The organism is Natrinema sp. CRL1 (assembly GCF_059162405.1).
Map to the genome: position 1 here is coordinate 450,035 of NZ_JBLVOY010000001.1, position 17,539 is coordinate 467,573.

The 17,539-nt window shown below is 66.7% G+C and carries 19 protein-coding genes; 9 read left to right on the forward strand and 10 right to left on the reverse strand.

Going from position 1 to position 17,539, the window contains the following annotated elements; genetic code table 11:
- The first annotated feature begins 50 nt into the window (after nt 1-50).
- Nucleotides 51-953 (forward strand): DMT family transporter, encoded by a 903-nt coding sequence (locus ACJYUO_RS02470; RefSeq protein ID WP_494343826.1) that lies wholly within the window; start codon nt 51-53, stop codon nt 951-953.
- Nucleotides 954-1,031: 78 nt separating this feature from the next.
- Here ACJYUO_RS02470 and ACJYUO_RS02475 read toward each other — a convergent pair whose 3' ends face one another.
- From ACJYUO_RS02475 to ACJYUO_RS02485, 3 genes are read right to left on the reverse strand one after another with little or no spacing between them, the layout of a single operon-like run.
- Nucleotides 1,032-2,255 carry a plastocyanin/azurin family copper-binding protein gene (locus ACJYUO_RS02475; RefSeq protein ID WP_494343827.1) on the reverse strand — a complete coding sequence of 408 codons (1,224 nt, stop codon included), beginning with the start codon at nt 2,253-2,255 and terminating at the stop codon, nt 1,032-1,034.
- Between the two features lie 24 nt (nt 2,256-2,279).
- On the reverse strand, nt 2,280-3,989 hold the full coding sequence (locus ACJYUO_RS02480) for a pyrroloquinoline quinone-dependent dehydrogenase (protein WP_494343828.1): 1,710 nt from the start codon (nt 3,987-3,989) through the stop codon (nt 2,280-2,282).
- Between the two features lie 6 nt (nt 3,990-3,995).
- Nucleotides 3,996-4,898, reverse strand: coding sequence for a hypothetical protein (locus ACJYUO_RS02485; RefSeq protein ID WP_494343829.1), 903 nt, complete (start codon nt 4,896-4,898; stop codon nt 3,996-3,998).
- Between the two features lie 192 nt (nt 4,899-5,090).
- Between ACJYUO_RS02485 and ACJYUO_RS02490 the strand changes: the two genes are divergently transcribed.
- Nucleotides 5,091-5,948, forward strand: a complete 858-nt coding sequence (locus tag ACJYUO_RS02490) for a DUF8054 domain-containing protein (protein ID WP_494343830.1) — start codon at nt 5,091-5,093, stop codon at nt 5,946-5,948.
- Nucleotides 5,949-5,968: 20 nt separating this feature from the next.
- On the opposite strand, the gene fdhF is transcribed toward ACJYUO_RS02490, so the two are convergent.
- Nucleotides 5,969-8,113 (reverse strand): formate dehydrogenase subunit alpha, encoded by a 2,145-nt coding sequence (fdhF, locus tag ACJYUO_RS02495; RefSeq protein WP_494343831.1) that lies wholly within the window; start codon nt 8,111-8,113, stop codon nt 5,969-5,971.
- Between the two features lie 195 nt (nt 8,114-8,308).
- Between fdhF and ACJYUO_RS02500 the strand changes: the two genes are divergently transcribed.
- The 5 genes from ACJYUO_RS02500 to ACJYUO_RS02520 all read left to right on the forward strand — a co-directional run bounded on the left by ACJYUO_RS02500 (nt 8,309) and on the right by ACJYUO_RS02520 (nt 11,932).
- A complete protein-coding gene (locus ACJYUO_RS02500) occupies nt 8,309-8,863 on the forward strand; it encodes a hypothetical protein (RefSeq protein WP_494343832.1) in 555 nt (184 codons plus the stop codon).
- A gap of 69 nt (nt 8,864-8,932) precedes the next feature.
- Nucleotides 8,933-9,589 carry a molybdenum cofactor guanylyltransferase gene (locus ACJYUO_RS02505; RefSeq protein WP_494343833.1) on the forward strand — a complete coding sequence of 219 codons (657 nt, stop codon included), beginning with the start codon at nt 8,933-8,935 and terminating at the stop codon, nt 9,587-9,589.
- Between the two features lie 105 nt (nt 9,590-9,694).
- Nucleotides 9,695-10,336: a ketopantoate reductase family protein gene (locus tag ACJYUO_RS02510; protein ID WP_494343834.1), complete on the forward strand. Its 642-nt coding sequence runs from the start codon at nt 9,695-9,697 to the stop codon at nt 10,334-10,336.
- Nucleotides 10,337-10,339: 3 nt separating this feature from the next.
- Entirely contained in the window at nt 10,340-10,642 is a 303-nt protein-coding gene (locus tag ACJYUO_RS02515; RefSeq protein ID WP_494343835.1) for a ketopantoate reductase family protein, read from the forward strand.
- Between the two features lie 63 nt (nt 10,643-10,705).
- Nucleotides 10,706-11,932 carry an iron-containing alcohol dehydrogenase family protein gene (locus tag ACJYUO_RS02520; RefSeq protein WP_494343836.1) on the forward strand — a complete coding sequence of 409 codons (1,227 nt, stop codon included), beginning with the start codon at nt 10,706-10,708 and terminating at the stop codon, nt 11,930-11,932.
- A 12-nt stretch (nt 11,933-11,944) separates the two neighbouring features.
- Here the strand turns inward: ACJYUO_RS02520 and ACJYUO_RS02525 are convergent, their stop codons facing one another.
- The 5 genes from ACJYUO_RS02525 to ACJYUO_RS02545 all read right to left on the reverse strand — a co-directional run bounded on the left by ACJYUO_RS02525 (nt 11,945) and on the right by ACJYUO_RS02545 (nt 15,127).
- Nucleotides 11,945-12,421 carry a hypothetical protein gene (locus tag ACJYUO_RS02525; RefSeq protein ID WP_494343837.1) on the reverse strand — a complete coding sequence of 159 codons (477 nt, stop codon included), beginning with the start codon at nt 12,419-12,421 and terminating at the stop codon, nt 11,945-11,947.
- A gap of 85 nt (nt 12,422-12,506) precedes the next feature.
- On the reverse strand, nt 12,507-13,256 hold the full coding sequence (gene queC, locus ACJYUO_RS02530; RefSeq protein ID WP_494343838.1) for a 7-cyano-7-deazaguanine synthase QueC: 750 nt from the start codon (nt 13,254-13,256) through the stop codon (nt 12,507-12,509).
- A gap of 15 nt (nt 13,257-13,271) precedes the next feature.
- The gene (locus ACJYUO_RS02535; RefSeq protein ID WP_494343839.1) at nt 13,272-14,066 is read right to left on the reverse strand and encodes a 7-carboxy-7-deazaguanine synthase QueE; all 795 of its coding nucleotides are present in this window, start codon (nt 14,064-14,066) and stop codon (nt 13,272-13,274) included.
- Nucleotide 14,067: 1 nt separating this feature from the next.
- Nucleotides 14,068-14,544, reverse strand: a complete 477-nt coding sequence (locus tag ACJYUO_RS02540) for a 6-pyruvoyl trahydropterin synthase family protein (RefSeq protein WP_494343840.1) — start codon at nt 14,542-14,544, stop codon at nt 14,068-14,070.
- Between the two features lie 226 nt (nt 14,545-14,770).
- The gene (locus tag ACJYUO_RS02545; protein ID WP_494343841.1) at nt 14,771-15,127 is read right to left on the reverse strand and encodes a helix-turn-helix domain-containing protein; all 357 of its coding nucleotides are present in this window, start codon (nt 15,125-15,127) and stop codon (nt 14,771-14,773) included.
- A 164-nt stretch (nt 15,128-15,291) separates the two neighbouring features.
- Here ACJYUO_RS02545 and ACJYUO_RS02550 point away from each other — a divergent pair, with 164 nt between their 5' ends.
- Nucleotides 15,292-15,975, forward strand: a complete 684-nt coding sequence (locus ACJYUO_RS02550) for a competence/damage-inducible protein A (RefSeq protein ID WP_494343842.1) — start codon at nt 15,292-15,294, stop codon at nt 15,973-15,975.
- Between the two features lie 94 nt (nt 15,976-16,069).
- Here ACJYUO_RS02550 and ACJYUO_RS02555 read toward each other — a convergent pair whose 3' ends face one another.
- On the reverse strand, nt 16,070-16,210 hold the full coding sequence (locus ACJYUO_RS02555; protein WP_494343843.1) for a hypothetical protein: 141 nt from the start codon (nt 16,208-16,210) through the stop codon (nt 16,070-16,072).
- Nucleotides 16,211-16,369: 159 nt separating this feature from the next.
- Between ACJYUO_RS02555 and ACJYUO_RS02560 the strand changes: the two genes are divergently transcribed.
- On the forward strand, nt 16,370-17,515 hold the full coding sequence (locus ACJYUO_RS02560) for an ATP-NAD kinase family protein (RefSeq protein ID WP_494343844.1): 1,146 nt from the start codon (nt 16,370-16,372) through the stop codon (nt 17,513-17,515).
- Nucleotides 17,516-17,539 lie beyond the last annotated feature (24 nt).

The window sequence follows — 17,539 nt, forward strand, 5'->3', positions numbered from 1 at the left end:
GCTGATTCGTTCCGGAACCCGTTTGGGACTTCGAGCGAGTGCGATCACGTGTGAATCTCGACCTCGAGGTCACGCCGGCGGTCGCCCTCGCCGTCGCGGTGTTCGCGACGAGCACTAGCGCGATTCTGGTTCGCTGGAGCGCGGCCCCGAGTTCGGTCGCGGCCTTCTACCGGGTCCTCTTTACGACGGTGCTGGTCGCGCCCCTTGCCGTGACCCGACACCGCGCGGCCTTCGGGCGACTCTCGCGGCGCGATCTGGCGGGTGCCGCCGTCGCCGGCCTCGCGCTCGCGGTCCACTTCGCGGCGTGGTTCGAGAGCCTCGAGCACACCACGGTCGCGGCGAGTGTCACGCTCGTCCAGACCCAACCGATCTTCGTGGCCCTCGGTGCGAGGTTCTTCCTCGGCGAGCGGATCGGCCGCGCGACGGTAGCGGGCATCGCCGTCGCGATCGTCGGGGCCGCCGCGATGTCGCTCGGCGACGCCGGGAGTGGGGCCCTCTCCGGCGCGACGCCGTACGGCAACGCCCTCGCCGTGGTGGGCGCGGTGACCGTCGCCGGCTACGTGCTCGCCGGCCGCTCGATCCGCCAGCGCGTGCCGCTGTTTCCCTACGTGACCGTCGTCTACGGCGTCTGCGTGCTCGCGCTGTGCTGTCTCGTCGGCCTGCAGGGCCACAGCTACGTCGGCTACCCGCCCCGCGAGTGGCTGTGCTTCCTCGGGCTGGCCGTCGGCCCCGGCGTCTTCGGCCACACGGTGAGCAACTGGGTCCTCGAGCACCTCGAGTCGGTCGTCGTCAGCGTCGCGTGGCTCGGCGAGCCGGTGGGCGCGACCCTACTCGCGGTCGTCTTGCTCGCGGAGGTCCCCGACGCGATCACGATCGCCGGCGGCCTCGTCGTGATCGCGGGGGTCGCCCTGACGACCCTCGAGCGCGAGCGCGGCGGCGAGCCGGCGGACTGAGGCGTCAGTTCGACTCGTGGTGCCTCTCGAGGCGAGCGGGAAAAAAAAAGCGGAGCGGTTGATCGGCGGGTCGACGAGCTACTCGACGTTGATCTCGCCGACCGCCTCGAGTTGGGATTGGTCGAGGTAGACGCCCATGTCCTCCTCGGCGACGAACTCGACGGACTGCGTGTCGCCTTCCTCGTCGAGGAAGGCAGAGCGGACGTAGGTGTTCCACTGGTTCGTGTCGCCGTCGCTGGCGACCACGAAGTTGTGGCCGGGCAGCGGTTCGAAGGTTCGGTTCTCTCGGTCGGGCTGGCGTCGCCCGATCGCGTTCTCCCACTCGATCGCGTAGGTCTCGCCCGCCTCGAACTCGAGGGTGGGGTTCGTCTCGTCGGCGATGGCCTCTGGCTCCTGTCCGACCCACTGGCCCTCCTCGAGTGTCAGCGAGTAGGTCTCGGTCGGTTCTCCCGGCTCGATCGCCGGGAGCGTGACGGTGACCTCAGTGTCGTCACCGTCGATCGCCACCGTATCGGTCACCCGTTCGTGGCCGTAGGTCCAGACCTCGAGGTCGTACTCGCCGTCCTCGAGCATGTCGAAGCGAGCGACGGCCGGGGCGTCCTCCGCGGCCGGCGTCTCTTCCTCCTGAACGTCGTCGGTCTCCGTTTCGTTACCATCCGACTCGTTTCCGCCCTCGTCGTCGCCGGGCTCTCGTTGCGTCTGCTGTTCGTTCTCCGGCGGCTCCGGTCGTGCGGCGACGTCGGAGAACGCGTGTTCCTCCCCGACGAACACCTCGGCACCGAGCGGCTCGCCGCTCTCGTCTTCGACCTGTACTCGCAGTTCGTGGACCTCGTCCGGACTGATCAGTTCGACCGGGCCGCGCATCTGGACCGGGTGCGGGACGCAGTAGTATTGTGCGAGCGGCTCCTCGGGAGTGATCGTGAGCGAGGTGGATTCGCCTTGCTCCTCGACGAAGTCGGTCGCTTGGACGACTTCGCCGTTCTCGCCCTCGATCGTGAAGTTGTGGCGCGAGCCGTCGCCGTTCGTCCAGACGATTTCGTTCTCCTCACCTTCGATCAGCCGCAGCGGCGGGTTCGAGGCGCCGTCGATTTCCGCCGGTGCGACGCCCTGCCAGCCGCCGACGATGCCGAGCAAGGACAGCGTTCGGCCCTCACCATCGTTCTGCGTGGCCGGAAGCCGGAAATCGATCTCGTCGCGGTAAGCGCCGGCAGTGCCGGTCATCGCGACCGTGCCGGTGACCGCGGCCCCCTTCAGTACCCCGCGACGGGAAACGTCTTCGCGAGATTGGTTTTCGTTTGACATTGTTGTGTTGTCCTGTCGTGGTGTTCAGGCGTCTATCGAGAACACGGCGAGCGTGTCGCCGCGGGTTCCCTGTCGGAGCCAGCCGCTGCCGCCGACCTGCACGGCGACGTACTGTTTCTCCTCGCCGGGGTCGTACCAGCTCATCGGCGAGGCGCTGATCGGGACGTCGAACTGGTGTTCCCAGAGGCGGTCGCCGCTCTCGCCGTCGTACGCGACGAAGACGCCGTTTTGGGTTCCGTTGAACACGAGTCCGGTCGCCGTCGACAGCGAGCCGCCCCACATGTAGAACTCGTCTTCGCTCTCGATCCAGTCGCGCCAGACGCGCTCGCCGGTCGACGGATCGACCGCCGCGAAGGCGGTAATGTTGCCGTTCCACTCGTCGGGGAACTCGCTGGCCGGATCGTCCAGGCCGCCGCCCCAGTAGGGGTTGCCCTCGCTGAACTCCTCGTAGCGCCAGTAGAGGTCCTGCGGGTAGTTCTGGTGGATGACGTACACCAGCCCCGTCGCCGGGTTGTACGACGGCGGCTGCCAGTCGTTGCCCCCGGGCGCGCCGGGGACGAACGGCACCCGCTCGTCCTCGCTAATGTGAGGGATCATCTCCCACATATTGATGTGCTGGCAGATCTCCTCGCTGCGCTCGTGGAGCTTGCCCGACTCGGCGTCCATCATGTACACCCAGCCGGATTTGTCCGAGCCGACGACCATGTCCATCGAGCCGCCCTCGACTTCCACGTCTCGAAGCAGTACCCGCGGCGCGGCCGCGTCGTAGTCCCAGACGTCATGGGGGCTGCTCTGGAACCCCCATTCTGTCTCGCCGTCCTCGAGGTTCATCGTGATCGTCCCGCAGGTCGGGAAGTTCGGCCCCGGGCGGACCGTCCCGTCGAAGTCGGGACCGGGGTTCGCCACCGGCGAGTGGAGGACGCCGCGTTCCTCGTCGATCGTCGGCGTCATCCAACTCGTCCCGCAGCCGTGGGTGCGGCTCTCGCCGACCCACTCGTCTTCGGGCAGCGTGTGCTTTCGCCACCGTATCTCGCCGCTCTCAGCGTCGAGGGCTGCGATGAACCCGATGACGCCGTACTCGCCGCCGGCGCTGCCCGTGTAGATCGTGCTGTCGTGGATCACCGGGGCCCACGTCGCCGAGTAGCCGGCCTCGTGGTCGGCGGTCTGGGTGTGCCAGACCTCCTCTCCGGTGTAGCGGTCCAGCGCGACGACGCCGGAATCGAGCGTCGTCATGTAGACCTTGTCGCCGAGAACGGCGGCCCCGCGGTTGTTGTCGTCACAGCACAGTTCGACCCCGATCGGCGGCGCGTAGGTGTAACTCCAGAGGACCTCCCCCTCGCGGGGGTCGATCGCCTTCATGTGATTGGGTCCGTTCGTCTGGTACATGATCGGCGGGTCCCCCGGAATCACGATGGGCGTCCCCTCCATGCTCGAGCCGGTGCCGACGGACAGCTCGTACTCGAGCTCGAGATCGGAGACGTTCTCGGGCGTAATGGTGTCGGCGGGCGTGGCTCGGTGTTGTTCGTAGTTCCCGCCGTACATGAGCCAGGACTCGGGGTCCTCGCCCGTCTCGCTCAGCATTGCCTGATCGACGTCGACCTCCGGAATGCGGTCGGTGTCGTGTTGTTCGGTGACCGACTCATCGGGCCCGCCGACCAGCGTATAGCCGTCCTCGATCTCTCGCAGTTCGATATCCCGTGCGGCCTGTACGGCCCTGTCGTTGCGTAGTGCCATGCGTGATCACCTCAGTTCGCTCGGAGCGCGCATCTCGTCGGTGATGTAGAAGACGGTATGCAGCAGCTCCTCCTGACTGACGATCTGGACGGCAGAGCCCGCAGTGAACGCGGCCGTCAGCTGTTCGTCCGTAACGCGTTCCTCGCCGGCGAGATCGCAGGCCGCGGTCGCTGAGACGAACAGCCCGCCCAGCATCGCCTTGACGTACCTGACCGCCGCGTCGAGGATCTCGTCGGTGATCAGCACCTCGTTCTGCCAGAGGTGTCTGTCGAGCCCGCGGATCCACAGCAGCGCCCCGCCCATCGCGCGCTGGTGGAGCGGCGGGACGGTGTCGGTCTCGAACTCGACGTCAGCCGGGATCTGATTCGACGGCACCCAGCGGGCCAGCCGCTCGTCGTTGTTCGTGACATCGACCAGCAGCGCCGTTTTCTCCGACTCGTCGAAGCCGACTTCGTCGAGCGCCGACGACAGAGGGTCGGCCAGAATTAGTTCGCGCGCCGTCGTCTCGACGTGCGCCGCCGTAAACCGCGGCAGGTTCTCGTCGAGGCTCTCGAAGAACCCGACCTCGAGCAGGTGGTCGTAGAGACGCCACCCGGGCTCAGCGACCGCTGTATACAGTCCGTGTGGTTCGTCCGGGATGTCCCCGTCGCGAACGGTCGGCAAACGGCCGATCTCGTCCGCGATGGCCTCCCGTTCTCGCTCGAGTAACTCCCGATCGAGTCGCCCGGCGAGATCGGCCCGAATCGCGTCGCCGCGAGAGGCGAACATCGAGTCGGACTGTGCTTCGATCTGTCCTGCGAGTCGCTCCCACGTGATCGCCCCGTCCCCTGGGGTGTCGACGCCGAGGGTCGTCGCCAGATCGCGTTGTTCCGCGACCGTCATGTCTGAGGCAGTGGATACTTGTGCCATGATACCACGGCACAGTTGACGCCACCCCGTGATTTGATAATACTTACCAATGGATTCGGGGCCGCTCGAAACGGGCTAAATGAGTGTGTTCATTAAACAGGTAAAATACCTTGGACGGCATTATACGCTCCCCTGTCTCCCAGCGAGCACGGTGGCGCTTTTTGATCGTTCGACGCGTACACGAGACCGCCGATGGTCGACATCCCCGAGACGCTCGCCCGACTCGAGCAGCCCGCGTACACCGGTTCCAACCGGTGTCTGCCGTGTACCGCGGTGAACGTCGCCATCGCTGCCGCCCTCGCGGCCGGCCTCGCCCTCGCGGGCTCGGCAGTCGCCGGCGCGCTCGCGTTCGGCGTCTGCCTGGTGCTCATCCGCATCCGGGGCTACCTCGTCCCGGGCACGCCGGCGATCACCCGACGGTATCTCCCGGATCGCGTTCTCGAGCGATTCGGCAAGTCGACAGCGGCCAACCCGACGATCGAGACGGTCTCCCCCGACGAACTCGTGAGCACCCTGACCGCCGCCGGCATTGTGACGGCCGACGAGGGCGCGATTCGACTCGATCCCGCGTTCCGACGGCGGTGGGACGACCGCCTCTCGAGGACCGACGCGGCCGACTCGAGCGCGGCCGAGGTCGGGTCGATGCTCGGCGGAGCGGAAAGCAAGCAGGTCGGCGAGACTGCGTTCCTCCTCGACGGCCGAGAGCGGGTCCGGTGGGAATCGACCGCGGCGCTCGCGGCCGACCTCACTGCGGCGGCCGAACTCCGCACCCGGATCGACGGCTGGGACGACCTCGCGGTCGACGAGCGCCGCGACCTCCTGACGGGGCTGCGACTGTTGCGAGACGAGTGTCCGATCTGTCGCGAGCAGGTCCCGACCACTGCCGAGCGCCTCGAGCACTGCTGTCGGCGACCCCGCATCGGCATCCGGTCGGTCTGTGAGGGGTGTGACCGACCGGTGGTCGAACGCATCCTCGCCGAGTCGGCGGCCGACCCGTGGCTCGAGCTGACCGGTGTGGCGGTGGCCGATGAGGCGAGGGCCGAAAAATAAGCAGTCTCCTCCGGTCGATTTCAGTCGTCGCCGGCCGCGGGGTCTGTGGTCTCACCGAGCGGTTCGACCTCGACGTCGATTTCCGCGGCGGCGGCCTTGTACTCGGGGATCTTCGACCGCTCGTCGAGCACGTGGTTCGTGAGCTTGTTCGCCGAGGCGGCGGCGAAGTGGGGCGTCGTCCAGACGACCCCCTCCTTCGTGTCGTCGGTCACGTGTGCCTCGAGCGTGATCTCGCCCCGCCGCGAGCGCAGGCGGACGTACTCGCCGTCCGCGATGCCGTAGTGCTCGGCGTCGGCGGGATGTACGTCGACGAAGTTCTCCGGGGTCTGCTTATTGAGCGTCGGCGATCGCGTGCTCATCGTCCCGGTGTTGTAGTGTTCCTCGAGGCGCGCGGTCGTGAGGATCAGCGGGTACTCGTCGTCGGGCGTCTCGGCCGGCGGCTGGTGGGCGACGCCCTCGATGTGGCCTCGGCCGCTCTCGGTGTCGAACTCGTGCTCGTAGAGGAACGGATCGCCCTCGTCGCCGGGTTCGTAGCAGGGCCAGTGCAGTCCTTCCTCACCGAGCAGGTCGTAGGTCATGCCGTGGTAGCTGGGACAGACCTGCCGGAGTTCCTCGAAGATCTCCTCGGGGTCCTCGAAGTCGAACCCACCGGAGCCGAACAGCCGCGTTCCGAGCTCGCTCAGTATCTCCCGGTCGTGTTTCGTGTTCTCGTGGACTTTCCCCACGCCGCGCATCCGCTGGACCCGCCGGTCAGTGTTGGTGACGGTCCCGCCGCGTTCCGCCCACGTCGTCGCCGGGAGGATCACGTCGGCGTAGTCCGCGGTCTCCGTGTGGAAGATGTCCTGTACGACGGTGAACTCGAGGTCCGCCAATCGCTCGGCGACGGCGTTGGCGTCGGGCTCGCTCATCACGGGGTTTTCGCCCATGACGTAGAGGCCCTTGATCGAGTCACCCGCCTCGTAGGAGATCTCGACGTTCGTGAGCCCGGGTTCGTCGGGTATCTCGAAGCCCCACACGTCTTCGACCGATTCGCGGGCCTCGTCGTCATCGACGAGTTGGTAGCCCGGCAAGACGTTCGGCATCGCCCCGACGTCACAGGTCCCCTGGACGTTGTTCTGCCCGCGAAGCGGGTTGACCCCCGTCCCGGGCCGGCCGAGGTTGCCCGTGATCAGCGCCAGATTGATCTCGTTTTGGACGTTGTCGACGCCGCAGGCGTGCTGGCTCATCCCCATGCCGGTGAAGATGGCCGCGTTGTCGGCCTCAGCGTACTTCTTCGCCGCGAGTTCGATCTCCTCGAGCGGGACGCCACACTCCTCGGCCGCGGCCTCCGTATCGAAGTCCTCGAGGGTCTCTCTCAGATGGTCGAACCCCTCCGTGCGCTCGTCGACGAATTCCTCGTCGATCCACCCGTCGTCGGGGTTTTCCTCGTGGTGCTCGAGGATCGTCTTGAGGACGATATTGAGCAGCGGAATATCGGTTCCCGGATTCAACTGCAGGTGCTGATGGCGCTCCGTATCGTCGATCTGGAACGACCGCGTTGTCTTATTCGCGTGGGGATCGACCTGAATGACCGTCGCACCCTCGAGGACGGCCTGCCGGAAGTACTGACTGTTGGCGATGGGATGTTGCTCGCCCGGATTCGCCCCCTGAATCCAGAAGACATCGGCCTCCTCCCGAAGATCGCGCATGCTGTTTGTCATCGCCCCCGCACCTAGACTCGTCCGCAGTGCCCAGACCGTCGAGGCGTGGCACATCCGCGTGCAGTTGTCGACGTTGTTGGTGCCGTAGCGCCGAGCCAGCTTCTGGAGGAGGTAGTTCTCCTCGTTCATCACCTTCGAGGAGCCAAAAAAGCCCATCGCGTCCGGCCCGTATTCCTCGCGAATCCGCTCGAGTTCTCCGACGATGTACTCGTAAGCCTCCTCCCAGGAGGCCTCCCGGAACTCGCCGTCTTCCTTGATCCGCGGCTCGGTGAGTCGATCCTCGTGGTCGACCACTTCCGTCGCCGCACCGCCTTTGATGCAGATTCGTCCCTCGTTGACCGGGGCGTCGCCCCAAGGCATGAACTGGACGTCCCCCGGTTCCTCGCCCGGCTGTACTTGAATGCCGCACCCGACACCGCAGTACGGACAGATCGTCTTGACTGGCTCTCGTTTCTCGCTGGACATTGTGTACTACCTCCAGGTATCGCACCCGTTAGACGAAACACACCACCCGACCATGCATGAGGCTTTCTGACACACTAACGGTATGTGGCTTCGAACGACGGATCGAGCGATCGAATCGTCGCCGGCCCGGCCGTGATAGCCACACTCCCGCCGACAGGGAAACGCTGAGGGACATGCGTGACCTGTGTTCACACGATGGAACTCACACGGTCGCTCGTCGAGAACCGAGCGGCCGAGTACCGCGATCGAGAACCCCTGTACGCCGTCGAACAGGAGGCCCTCGAGACGCTTCCGGCCACCCTCGAGACCGGTGAGTACGGCCGCCGCGACGCGGCGTGGGTCGTCAGGTGGTACTACCGTCGCCACCTCGGCGATTATCCCGACGACAAGCGACGGGCGGCGGAGGATCGATTCCGGAGCAACGACTTCGACGCGGTCCGGAGCGCCATCGGCGACGCTGTCGACGCGACGACCGCCGCCGAGGCGATCGATCGACTGACCGACCTCGCGGCCGTCGACGTTTCCGTCGCCTCGGCGTTCCTCATGTTCGTCGATCCCGACGAATACGTGGTCACCGGTCCTCGGGAGTGGTCGGCGCTCCGGGACGCGGAGGAACTCGAGCAGCCCTATCCCGACCCGCCGTCGGTGTCGGACTACGAACGCTACCTCGAGCGCTACCGATCGATCGCGGATCGCTTCGACTGCGAGCTGTGGACGCTGTACCGGGCGCTCTGGCGGTTGTCGGGTTGAAACGGTCCGCTCGATCGCGACCCGAAACGCGACCGCACACTTTTGCGATCGGTCGCCCAACGGTCGACTATGTCCCCCGAAACCGAGGGAGTCGGGCGCTCGGGTGTCATCATCGCCGGCGGCCACTCGACCCGCTTCGGCGACGACGACAAGGCCGTCGCCGACCTCGCCGGCACGCCGATGCTCCGCCGCGTGGTCGATCGGCTCGAGCCGGTGGTCGACGAGATGGTCGTCAACTGCCGGGACGAGCAGGTGCCGACGATCCGCGAGGCGCTCGACGGCGGGCCGGAGGTATCCGTCGCGGTCGATCCGGTCCCCGACCGCGGGCCGATGGCGGGCATCATGACCGGGCTCCGGGACGCCGCGAGTGAGTACGCCGTCGTCGTCGCCTGCGACATGCCGTTCGTCGACCCCGACCTCGTCGACTACCTCTTCGAGCGGGCGGCCGGCCGCGAGGCCGCGGTGCCCCAACTCGAGGACCAGTGGTTCCAGACGACCCAGGCCGTCTACCGGACCGCGGCGATGGTCGACGCCTGCGAGCGCGCCCTCGAGCGCGACGAGCGGCGGATCGTCGAACCGCTGTTGGAACTCGACTACGTCGTAGTCGACGAAGAGGAGGTCCGAGAATACGCGAGCCTCGAGACCTTCGAGAACGTCAACACTCGCGAGGAGTTCGCGGCGGCGCTCGAGCGACTCGCGGACGAACGCGACGGGATCGAAGACTGAGTGGCCGAATTCGACGGACCGCCCGTCGACGCGAGCGAGGACCCGACCGGACTCTCGACCCAGCCAGCCCACAACCTCTTTGGCCGATCTGTCCGTACGGAGCGTATGAAATTCGCTGTCTTCGGTGCCGGCGGTGTCGGCGGCTACCTCGGGGCTCGCCTCGCCGACGCGGGTCACGAGGTCCACCTCGTCGCGAGGGGCGACCACCTCGCCGCCCTCGAGTCAGACGGACTGCGCCTCGAGAGCGTCCGCGGGGACACGGCGGTCGAGCTCCCGGCGACCGACGACCCGGCAGAAATCGGGCCGTGTGACTCCGTCCTCTTCTGCGTGAAGGCCCACGACACGCGCGACGCCGCGGCGGATCTCGAGCCGCTACTCGGCGAGGAGACGACTGTCGTCTCGTTCCAAAACGGCGTCGACAACGAGGCGTGGCTGGCCGAGAGAATCGGCGCAGACCACGTCGTCGGCGGCGTGGCCTACATCTTCTCGACTATCGGCGAGCCCGGCATCGTCGAGCACACCGGCGGCCCGGCGCGGTTCGTCTACGGCGAACTCGACGGCGAGCGGACCGACCGAATCGAGGAACTCGACGCGGCCCTCTCCGAGAGCGAGGGCGTCGACGCGGTACTCGCCGCGGACATCCGGGTCGAACTCTGGCGCAAGTTCGCGTTCATCTGCGCACAGGCGGGGATGACCGCGACGACTCGACTGCCGGTCGGCGAACTCCGCGAGACCGACGCCTCGTAGGCGATGTACCGCCGGCTCATCGAAGAGGTCTGTGCCGTCGGCAGGGCCGAGGGCGTCGACCTCCCCGCAGACACCGTCGAGGAGTGGCTCGAGTTCGCGCGCGATCTGGATTCCGAGATGTACTCGTCGCTACACTACGATCTAACCCACGACAAGCGACTCGAACTCGAGGCGCTGCACGGCTCCGTCGTCCGCCACGCCGAGGAAGCGGGCGTCGACGCGCCGATGAACGAGGCGGTCCACGCGATCTTGCGGCCGTGGGCCGACCGAGCCGAACGGCGACTCAGTATCGATTTTAGCGTCTGATGGTGCCGTCGAGCGGAGCGCCGCCGCGTCCCTTTTAACAACGCGCCGGCCGTACGAACGGTCATGACCCCGTCTCGTTCGAGCGACCGCGACCGGTCCTTTCGGTTCGAGTACGAGCCACCGACCATCAAATTCGGTGCCGGCTGCGTCGACGACCTCGCGGCCGAACTCGAGGCGCAGGGCCTCGAGCGCGCGCTGGTCGTCTGTGGCTCGACGGTAGGCGAAACGCCCGCGGTGACCGACCCGGTGAAATCGGGGCTCGGTGATCGGCTCGCCGGCGTCTTCGACGAGACGACGCCGGAGAAGCGCCTCGAGACGGCCCTCGAGGGCCGCGACCGACTCGAGGACGTCGACGCTGACGCGCTCGTGAGCCTCGGCGGCGGCAGCAGCCTCGACGTTGCGAAGGTCATCAGTGTCCTCGCAGCGACCAAGCGAGGCCCGGCGGCCGCCGGCCGGGAGTTCGCCGAGTCGGGTACGCTTTCGGTGCCCGACGAGGGATTGGTCCCGATTGTCACGGTTCCCACTACGCTCGCAGGCGCGGACCTCTCGATGGTGGCCGGGGTCACCGCCTCGCCCGACTCGGGGTTGGTCGACCAGGAAATCGGCGGTGGACTCTCCGATCCCGGATTGATGCCCGCGACCGCGCTCTACGATCCTGAACTGGTCGCGACTACGCCCGAGTCGGTGCTCGCGGGCTCGGCGATGAACGGCTTCGACAAGGGCATCGAGACGCTCTACGCGAGCAACGCGACGCCGATAACCGACGCGACGGCCAGACACGGCCTCGAGAAACTCGCGGACGGACTCGACGCGTTCGGCGACGGGGACCGCGATATCGACACGTTCGAGACGATTCTCGAGGGGATCGTGCTCGTCCAGTACGGCATCTCGCGGCCCGGCGAGACGACGGCCTCGATCGTTCACGCCTTCGGCCACGGGCTCACGCGGACGTACGATGTCCAGCAGGGGGCCGCCCACGGCGTCGTCGTCCCCCACGTCCTCGAGTATCTGTTCGATCAGGACGGCGTGGACGCCCGGGCGGGGATGCTCGCGAACGCGCTCGGCGTCGACAACGCCGCGGATCGGGAGGCAGCGGTCGTCGACGCGGTTACGGAAATCCGGGACGGACTCGACCTGCCCTCGCGACTCCGCGAGGTCGACGGCCCGGAGCCCGCGGAATTCACCGCGGTCGCGGAGTCGATCCTGAACGACCCGTTCATGGCGAACGCGCCGCCGGGGCTGGACCCCTCGATCGACGAAATCGAAGCGGTGCTCGAGGCCGCGTGGTAGCGCCGAGCGGTCTCAGCGATCGACGCTGGCGTCCGTCCCGTCGACCGCCGGCGGCGGGTCGGCCCCGCGAGGCGGCGGCTCGAGGCCGGGGTGGACCGGCGAGCACAGCCTGACGGCGTAACACAGCAGGATCGTACCGCACGCCGAAAGCAGGAACACCAGCGTCGGATCGGCGATGTGGACGAGCCTGAGGAGGCTCAGACCGGCCCCGCCGAGGAGGAGCGAGAGGAGTTGCCCCGCGTCGGCCCAGTCAGGTGTGTAGTCGGAAACGCGGTCGGCGATGCGGTCCCGATAGGTGGTTACGTAGAGCAACCCGCAGCACGCGCCGAGGAGCACCGCCGGCCAGTACTCGAGGGGTTTCGGGAGCCCGATATCCCAGCGAATGTAGACGAGGTAAAGCGGGAATCCGACGAGCAACGCCACGAACTCGCCGCGTCGGCCGTCCAGGATTTGCCAGCCGCCGTCTTCGTCTCGGAACCAATCCAGCATTGTAACCTTAGCGGTTTGTTCAACGCGTTGACTGGTGAAGGTTTCCATCGACCGGCGAACGCGAGAACGGGGCGACGATGTAGCCCTACGAATCGCCGTCGACGTACGACGGGCGCTCGGCGTACTCGATCGGGTCGCGGACGCCGATATTCTGGAACGCCTGTAGCCGGAACGCACAGGCATCGCAGGTGCCACACGCGGGTTCGTTCTCGCGGTAGCAACTCCACGTGTGTTCGTAGGGAACCCCGAGGTCGACGCCGCGCTCAGCAATGTCGGTCTTCGAGTGCTCGACGAACGGGGCTTCGATCGAAATCTCGGTGTCGGGTTTCGTGCCGACGTCGACCAGAGTCTCGAAGGCCTCGAAGAATTCGGGACGACAATCGGGGTAGCCCGAGAAGTCCTCGCTGTGCGCGCCGATGAAGACCGCCTCACAGTCGTTGGCTTCGGCGTAGGAGACCGCCATCGCGAGCAGGTTCGCGTTCCGGAACGGAACATACGACGTCGGAATTTCCTCGCTCTCGAGGTCGGCGTCCGCGACGGCCATCTCCTCGTCGGTGAGACTCGAGGCCCCGATCGCCGAGAGGTGGTCGGTCTCGAGTCGCAGGAAGTCGGCCGCGTCGAGTTCGTCGGCGAGCAGGCGGGCACACTCGAGTTCGCGGTCCTCGGTCCGCTGGCCGTAGGAGGTATGCAGGGCGTAGATCTCGTAGCCCCGCTGGCGAGCCGCGTAGGCGGCGGTGGCGCTGTCCATGCCCCCCGAGAGGAGGACGACGGCGCGTTTGCGTTCGGAAGCCGATTCGTCGGCCGCGGTGTCGTCGGTGTCAGTGGTGTCGGTCATAGGTCGCTCGCAGTCTCAGGTTTCGGGCGCGTCGTTCCAAAGGTCGACGTGCAGTCGCGGCGTGTACCGGAAGCCGTGTTCCATCGCGAGCTCGGCGACGCGGGTGCGGGTCTCCGTGAGTCGGTCGCGGGTCGCGCCCTCGGGCATCAGGAGTACGTCGTCGTCACGGATCGGCACGTCGGCGGCGTCGCGGAGGTCGTCGAGCAGGGCGAGGATCTCCGGCATGTCTTCGGCGTCGGTCACGACGAACTTGAGTTGGAACTCGTAGTCTGCCACGAGCCGCGCCAGCGCGTCCATATCGATCCGGTCGCGCTCGTGGCGCTGTTCCCACTCGCCCTCGCCTTTGGGGTCGCGCTCGGGCGTCGGCGTACTGCTCTCGAGTTTCGGGCTGATCGAGGCGAGATCGATCGGCGCGTCGCGATAGATCGTGCCGTTGGTCTCGACGGTCGTGTGATAGCCCCGGTCGTCGAGGGCCTCGAGTAAGGCGGCGCTTTCCTCGTGGAGCAGCGGCTCTCCACCGGTCAGGACGACGTGGTCGGCGTCGTGGGACTCGATTTCGGCGAGGATCTCCTCGAGTCCCAGCCACGCATGGGTGGGTTCCCACGACGTGTGATAGGAGTCACAGAACCAACACCGGAGGTTACAGCCGCTCGTACGGACGAACACCGAGGGGACGCCGGCGAGCGTGCCCTCTCCCTGTAGGGAGTAGAACAGTTCGTTGATCGGCAGCCCCTCGGGGCGGTCGCCGTCGTCGGCTCCCGAATCGGTCTCGGTGCCGGCCTCGCGGTCGACGGAATCGGAAACCGGCATCTCAGCGCTCGCTCCCCCCACAGAGTTCGCTCGTCTCGCTGACCCGGACCGCCACGTCGGTCACCGTCTCGGGCAGCGCCGCCGCGAGTTTCCGCTCGAGGAGCACGCTCATCACTTCAGCCGTCGGCGGCTGCTCGAGGATGACGACCCCGTCGTCGTCCCCGGCCGCTTCGAAGGCCTCGACGAGGGGATCGCCGGCCTCGAGCAGGAACATGTGGTCCCACTCGGAGATCACGTCGGTAATATCTCCTTTGTCGGCGACCCACCCCTCTTCCGTCAGCGTTCCCGTGACGGTGACGGCGACCTCGTAGTTGTGTCCGTGCGGTCGCGAACACTTGCCGTCGTGGTGTTGGAGGCGGTGGCCGGCGCTGATCCGGATCGGCCGATCGTGCCCGACGCGGAGAACGCGAGGGGTTCCGACGATCCCGTCGTCCGTTACAGGGTCAGAGGCGTCGCGCTCCGCAGCTGGTTCGGTCATATCTCAGTATCCTCTCGAGAATACTTAAAGATGGCCGAGTATCCTCGATCGCGGGCCGGCTTCCTACGAGCGAGTCGAACGGTTCTCGGGAGAAATCGAGTGCTGTCTGCTGACAGAGGCGTTCGCTCGAGAACGAGGGGACGATCAGAAATCCTCAGTGACAGTAGTCGGTAGGCTACTTGCTCGAGTCAGGTTACGTTCCGACGAGTCCCTCGTCCGACCGTCCTCAGTCGGTGAGCTGGTCCTGCAGTCGGTTTTTGGCTTCCGTGCGGCGTTTCCGGGAGAACGCGGGCGTCTCGTCGGAGAAGTCGATTTCGATCTCGTCGAGCGTGCGGCGGTAGATATTCGTCCGTCGCCCTTCTTCGGAGAGCTGTCGTCCCTCGCAGGTCAACAGACCGGCGTCGACGAGTTCCTCGATCCGGCGATAGCAGGTTGCAATCGGGATCTCGATGTCTTCGCTCAGCGCCTGCGCAGATTTCGGCGTTCCGGCTGCACAGAGGATTTCCGCACTGTATTTGTTCCCCAGTGCGGCGAGAATGGCGGCCGAATCCGCTTCGGTATGTTGTGTCCGACTCCGAGACATACTCTCTTCGTTACTAATTACCTGAATTGAATCTTGTGGTTATCGTGAGTATTACTTTATATGATATTTGATGATTCTGTTGGGTGTTTGATCAAACTTCGTGCCAGTGGCAGTGATCCACTCGAGGGCGAGACCCATTTGAGGACCGGGCGCGAACGACCGGTATGAACGTCGCGGTCGTAACGGTCGGGGACGAACTGCTCGCCGGACGAACGACGGACACGAACGCCGCATGGCTCTGCGAGCGGCTCGCAGGCCGCGGCGTCGATGTCGAACGGGTGACCACGGTCCCGGATCGAATCGGCGATATCGCCCGCGTCGTCAACGAGTACCGCGCCGAGTACGACGCCGTGATCGTCACCGGCGGCCTCGGGCCGACACACGACGACCTCACCATGGACGGCGTCGCGGCCGCGCTCGGCCGCTCGGTCGAGGAACACGACGACGCTCTCGCGTGGCTCGAGGCGGACGGCTACACCCGCGAGGATCTCGCGTCGGGGACGGCGGAGTTACCGGCGGGCGCGCGGGCGCTTCACAACGAACCGGGAGTCGCCCCCGGGGCGGCGCTGGAAGGCGTCTACGTGCTGCCCGGCGTGCCCTCGGAGATGAAAGCGATGTTCGAGTCGATCGCCGAGGAGTTCACGGGGACGCCGACCTACCGGGAGACGGTCGTTGCCGACGAACCGGAGAGCGCGCTGCTCGATCGGATCGCCGATCTCCGCGAGCGATTCGACGTCGCCGTCGGGAGTTATCCCGGCGAGTCGGTCCGGATCGAACTGAACGGGACTGACGGGGCGACCGTCGCGGAGGCGGCCGCGTGGCTCCGCGAGCGCGTCGACTCTCCGTGAACGTCGTGAGTTTTCATACGGTCTACTGTAAGTCAGTGCCGGTGGGACCGCGACCGTCCTGCGGTCCAACCGGAAACCGTTACAGGAAACCGTATCAGCGGTAGAAGGAGGCGAGCCACGCGATCGTGACCAGCAAGCCCAGTGCGAGCGCTCCCCAGCCGACGACGGCCATCGGTAGCTCCGGTTCGGCTCCCGTTTCCGTCGCGAGAACGGCGGCGTCGATCAGTGCAGACATGATCGGCGATCCGTCCGCGTCCCTCTTAACCTTTCAGAAACCGAGTTGGTCGCCGCGACTCGGACTCGAGTTTCGTAGGCGTCGATGCCTCCCGATCGGCGGGATGGCCCCGGCACGTCCTGCGATACGGCTTTCCGACTGGGGTTCCCATCCCCCGCCATGGAGTCCATCGGCGTCGTCGTCAACCCGATCGCGGGGATGGGCGGTCGGGTCGGACTGAAGGGAACCGACGGAAACGTCGCCGAGGCGCGCCGCCGCGGCGCGGAGCCGCGAGCGCCGGACCGAGCGCGGGAGGCGCTGCGATCGCTGCATCGTCGCGCGCCCGAGCTCACCGTCTATACGGCTGCCGGCGAAATGGGCGAACGCGCGGCGCGAGACGCGGGCTACGAGCCCACTGTCGTCTACGAACCGGCCGACACCGACGCCAGCGACACCGAAACCGCCTCGACGACCGCAGCCGATACCCGGGCGGCCGTCCGCGCGCTACTCGAGCGCGAGGTCGATCTCGTGTTCTTCGTCGGCGGCGACGGAACCGCCGTCGACGTGGCCGAAGTGCTCGAGGCGGCCGAGAGCGAGACGCCGCTGCTCGGCGTACCAGCGGGCGTCAAGATCTACTCGTCGGTGTTCGGCGTGACGCCGGCCGACGCCGGCCGGATCGCCGCCGAGTTCGACCGGACCGAGACTCGCGAGGTCAACGACATCGACGAGGACGCGTACCGCGAAGGCGAGGTGCGGACGGAACTCAAAGCCGTCGTCCCGGTCCCCGTCGCGCCGGCGGTCCAATCGAGCAAGCAGGTCTCGAGCGGCAGCGTCGACTCGCTGGCCGCGGGATTCGCCCGCGAGGTCGAACCGGGTCGGACCTACGTCTTCGGACCCGGAAGCACCGTCGGCGCAATCGAGAAAGAACTGGGCATCGAGCCGTCGCCGCTCGGCGTCGACGTCTGGCGTGCGGCCGAACGCGACGATGCGGACGGAAACGCGGACAGTTCGAGCGCGGAGCACGGCGAAGTACTCGCCCGCGACGGCGCGGAGTCGGATATCCTCGAGGCCCTTACGGACCCGGTCACGATCGTCGTCTCGCCGATCGGCGGGCAAGGGTTCGTTTTCGGCCGTGGGAACCACCAGATTTCGCCAGCGGTGATTCGGCGAGCCGACGAGATCGCGGTCGTCGCGGCCGCCGAGAAACTCGACGGGATCGATTCGCTGCGCGTCGATACCGACGACGAGGAAATCGACGAGGAACTCCGCGGCTGGCTGCAGGTCCGCACGGGTCGGTTTACCACCCGTCTAGTTAACGTCGTCTGAGTATCCGCTGCAGTGTCTAAGGAC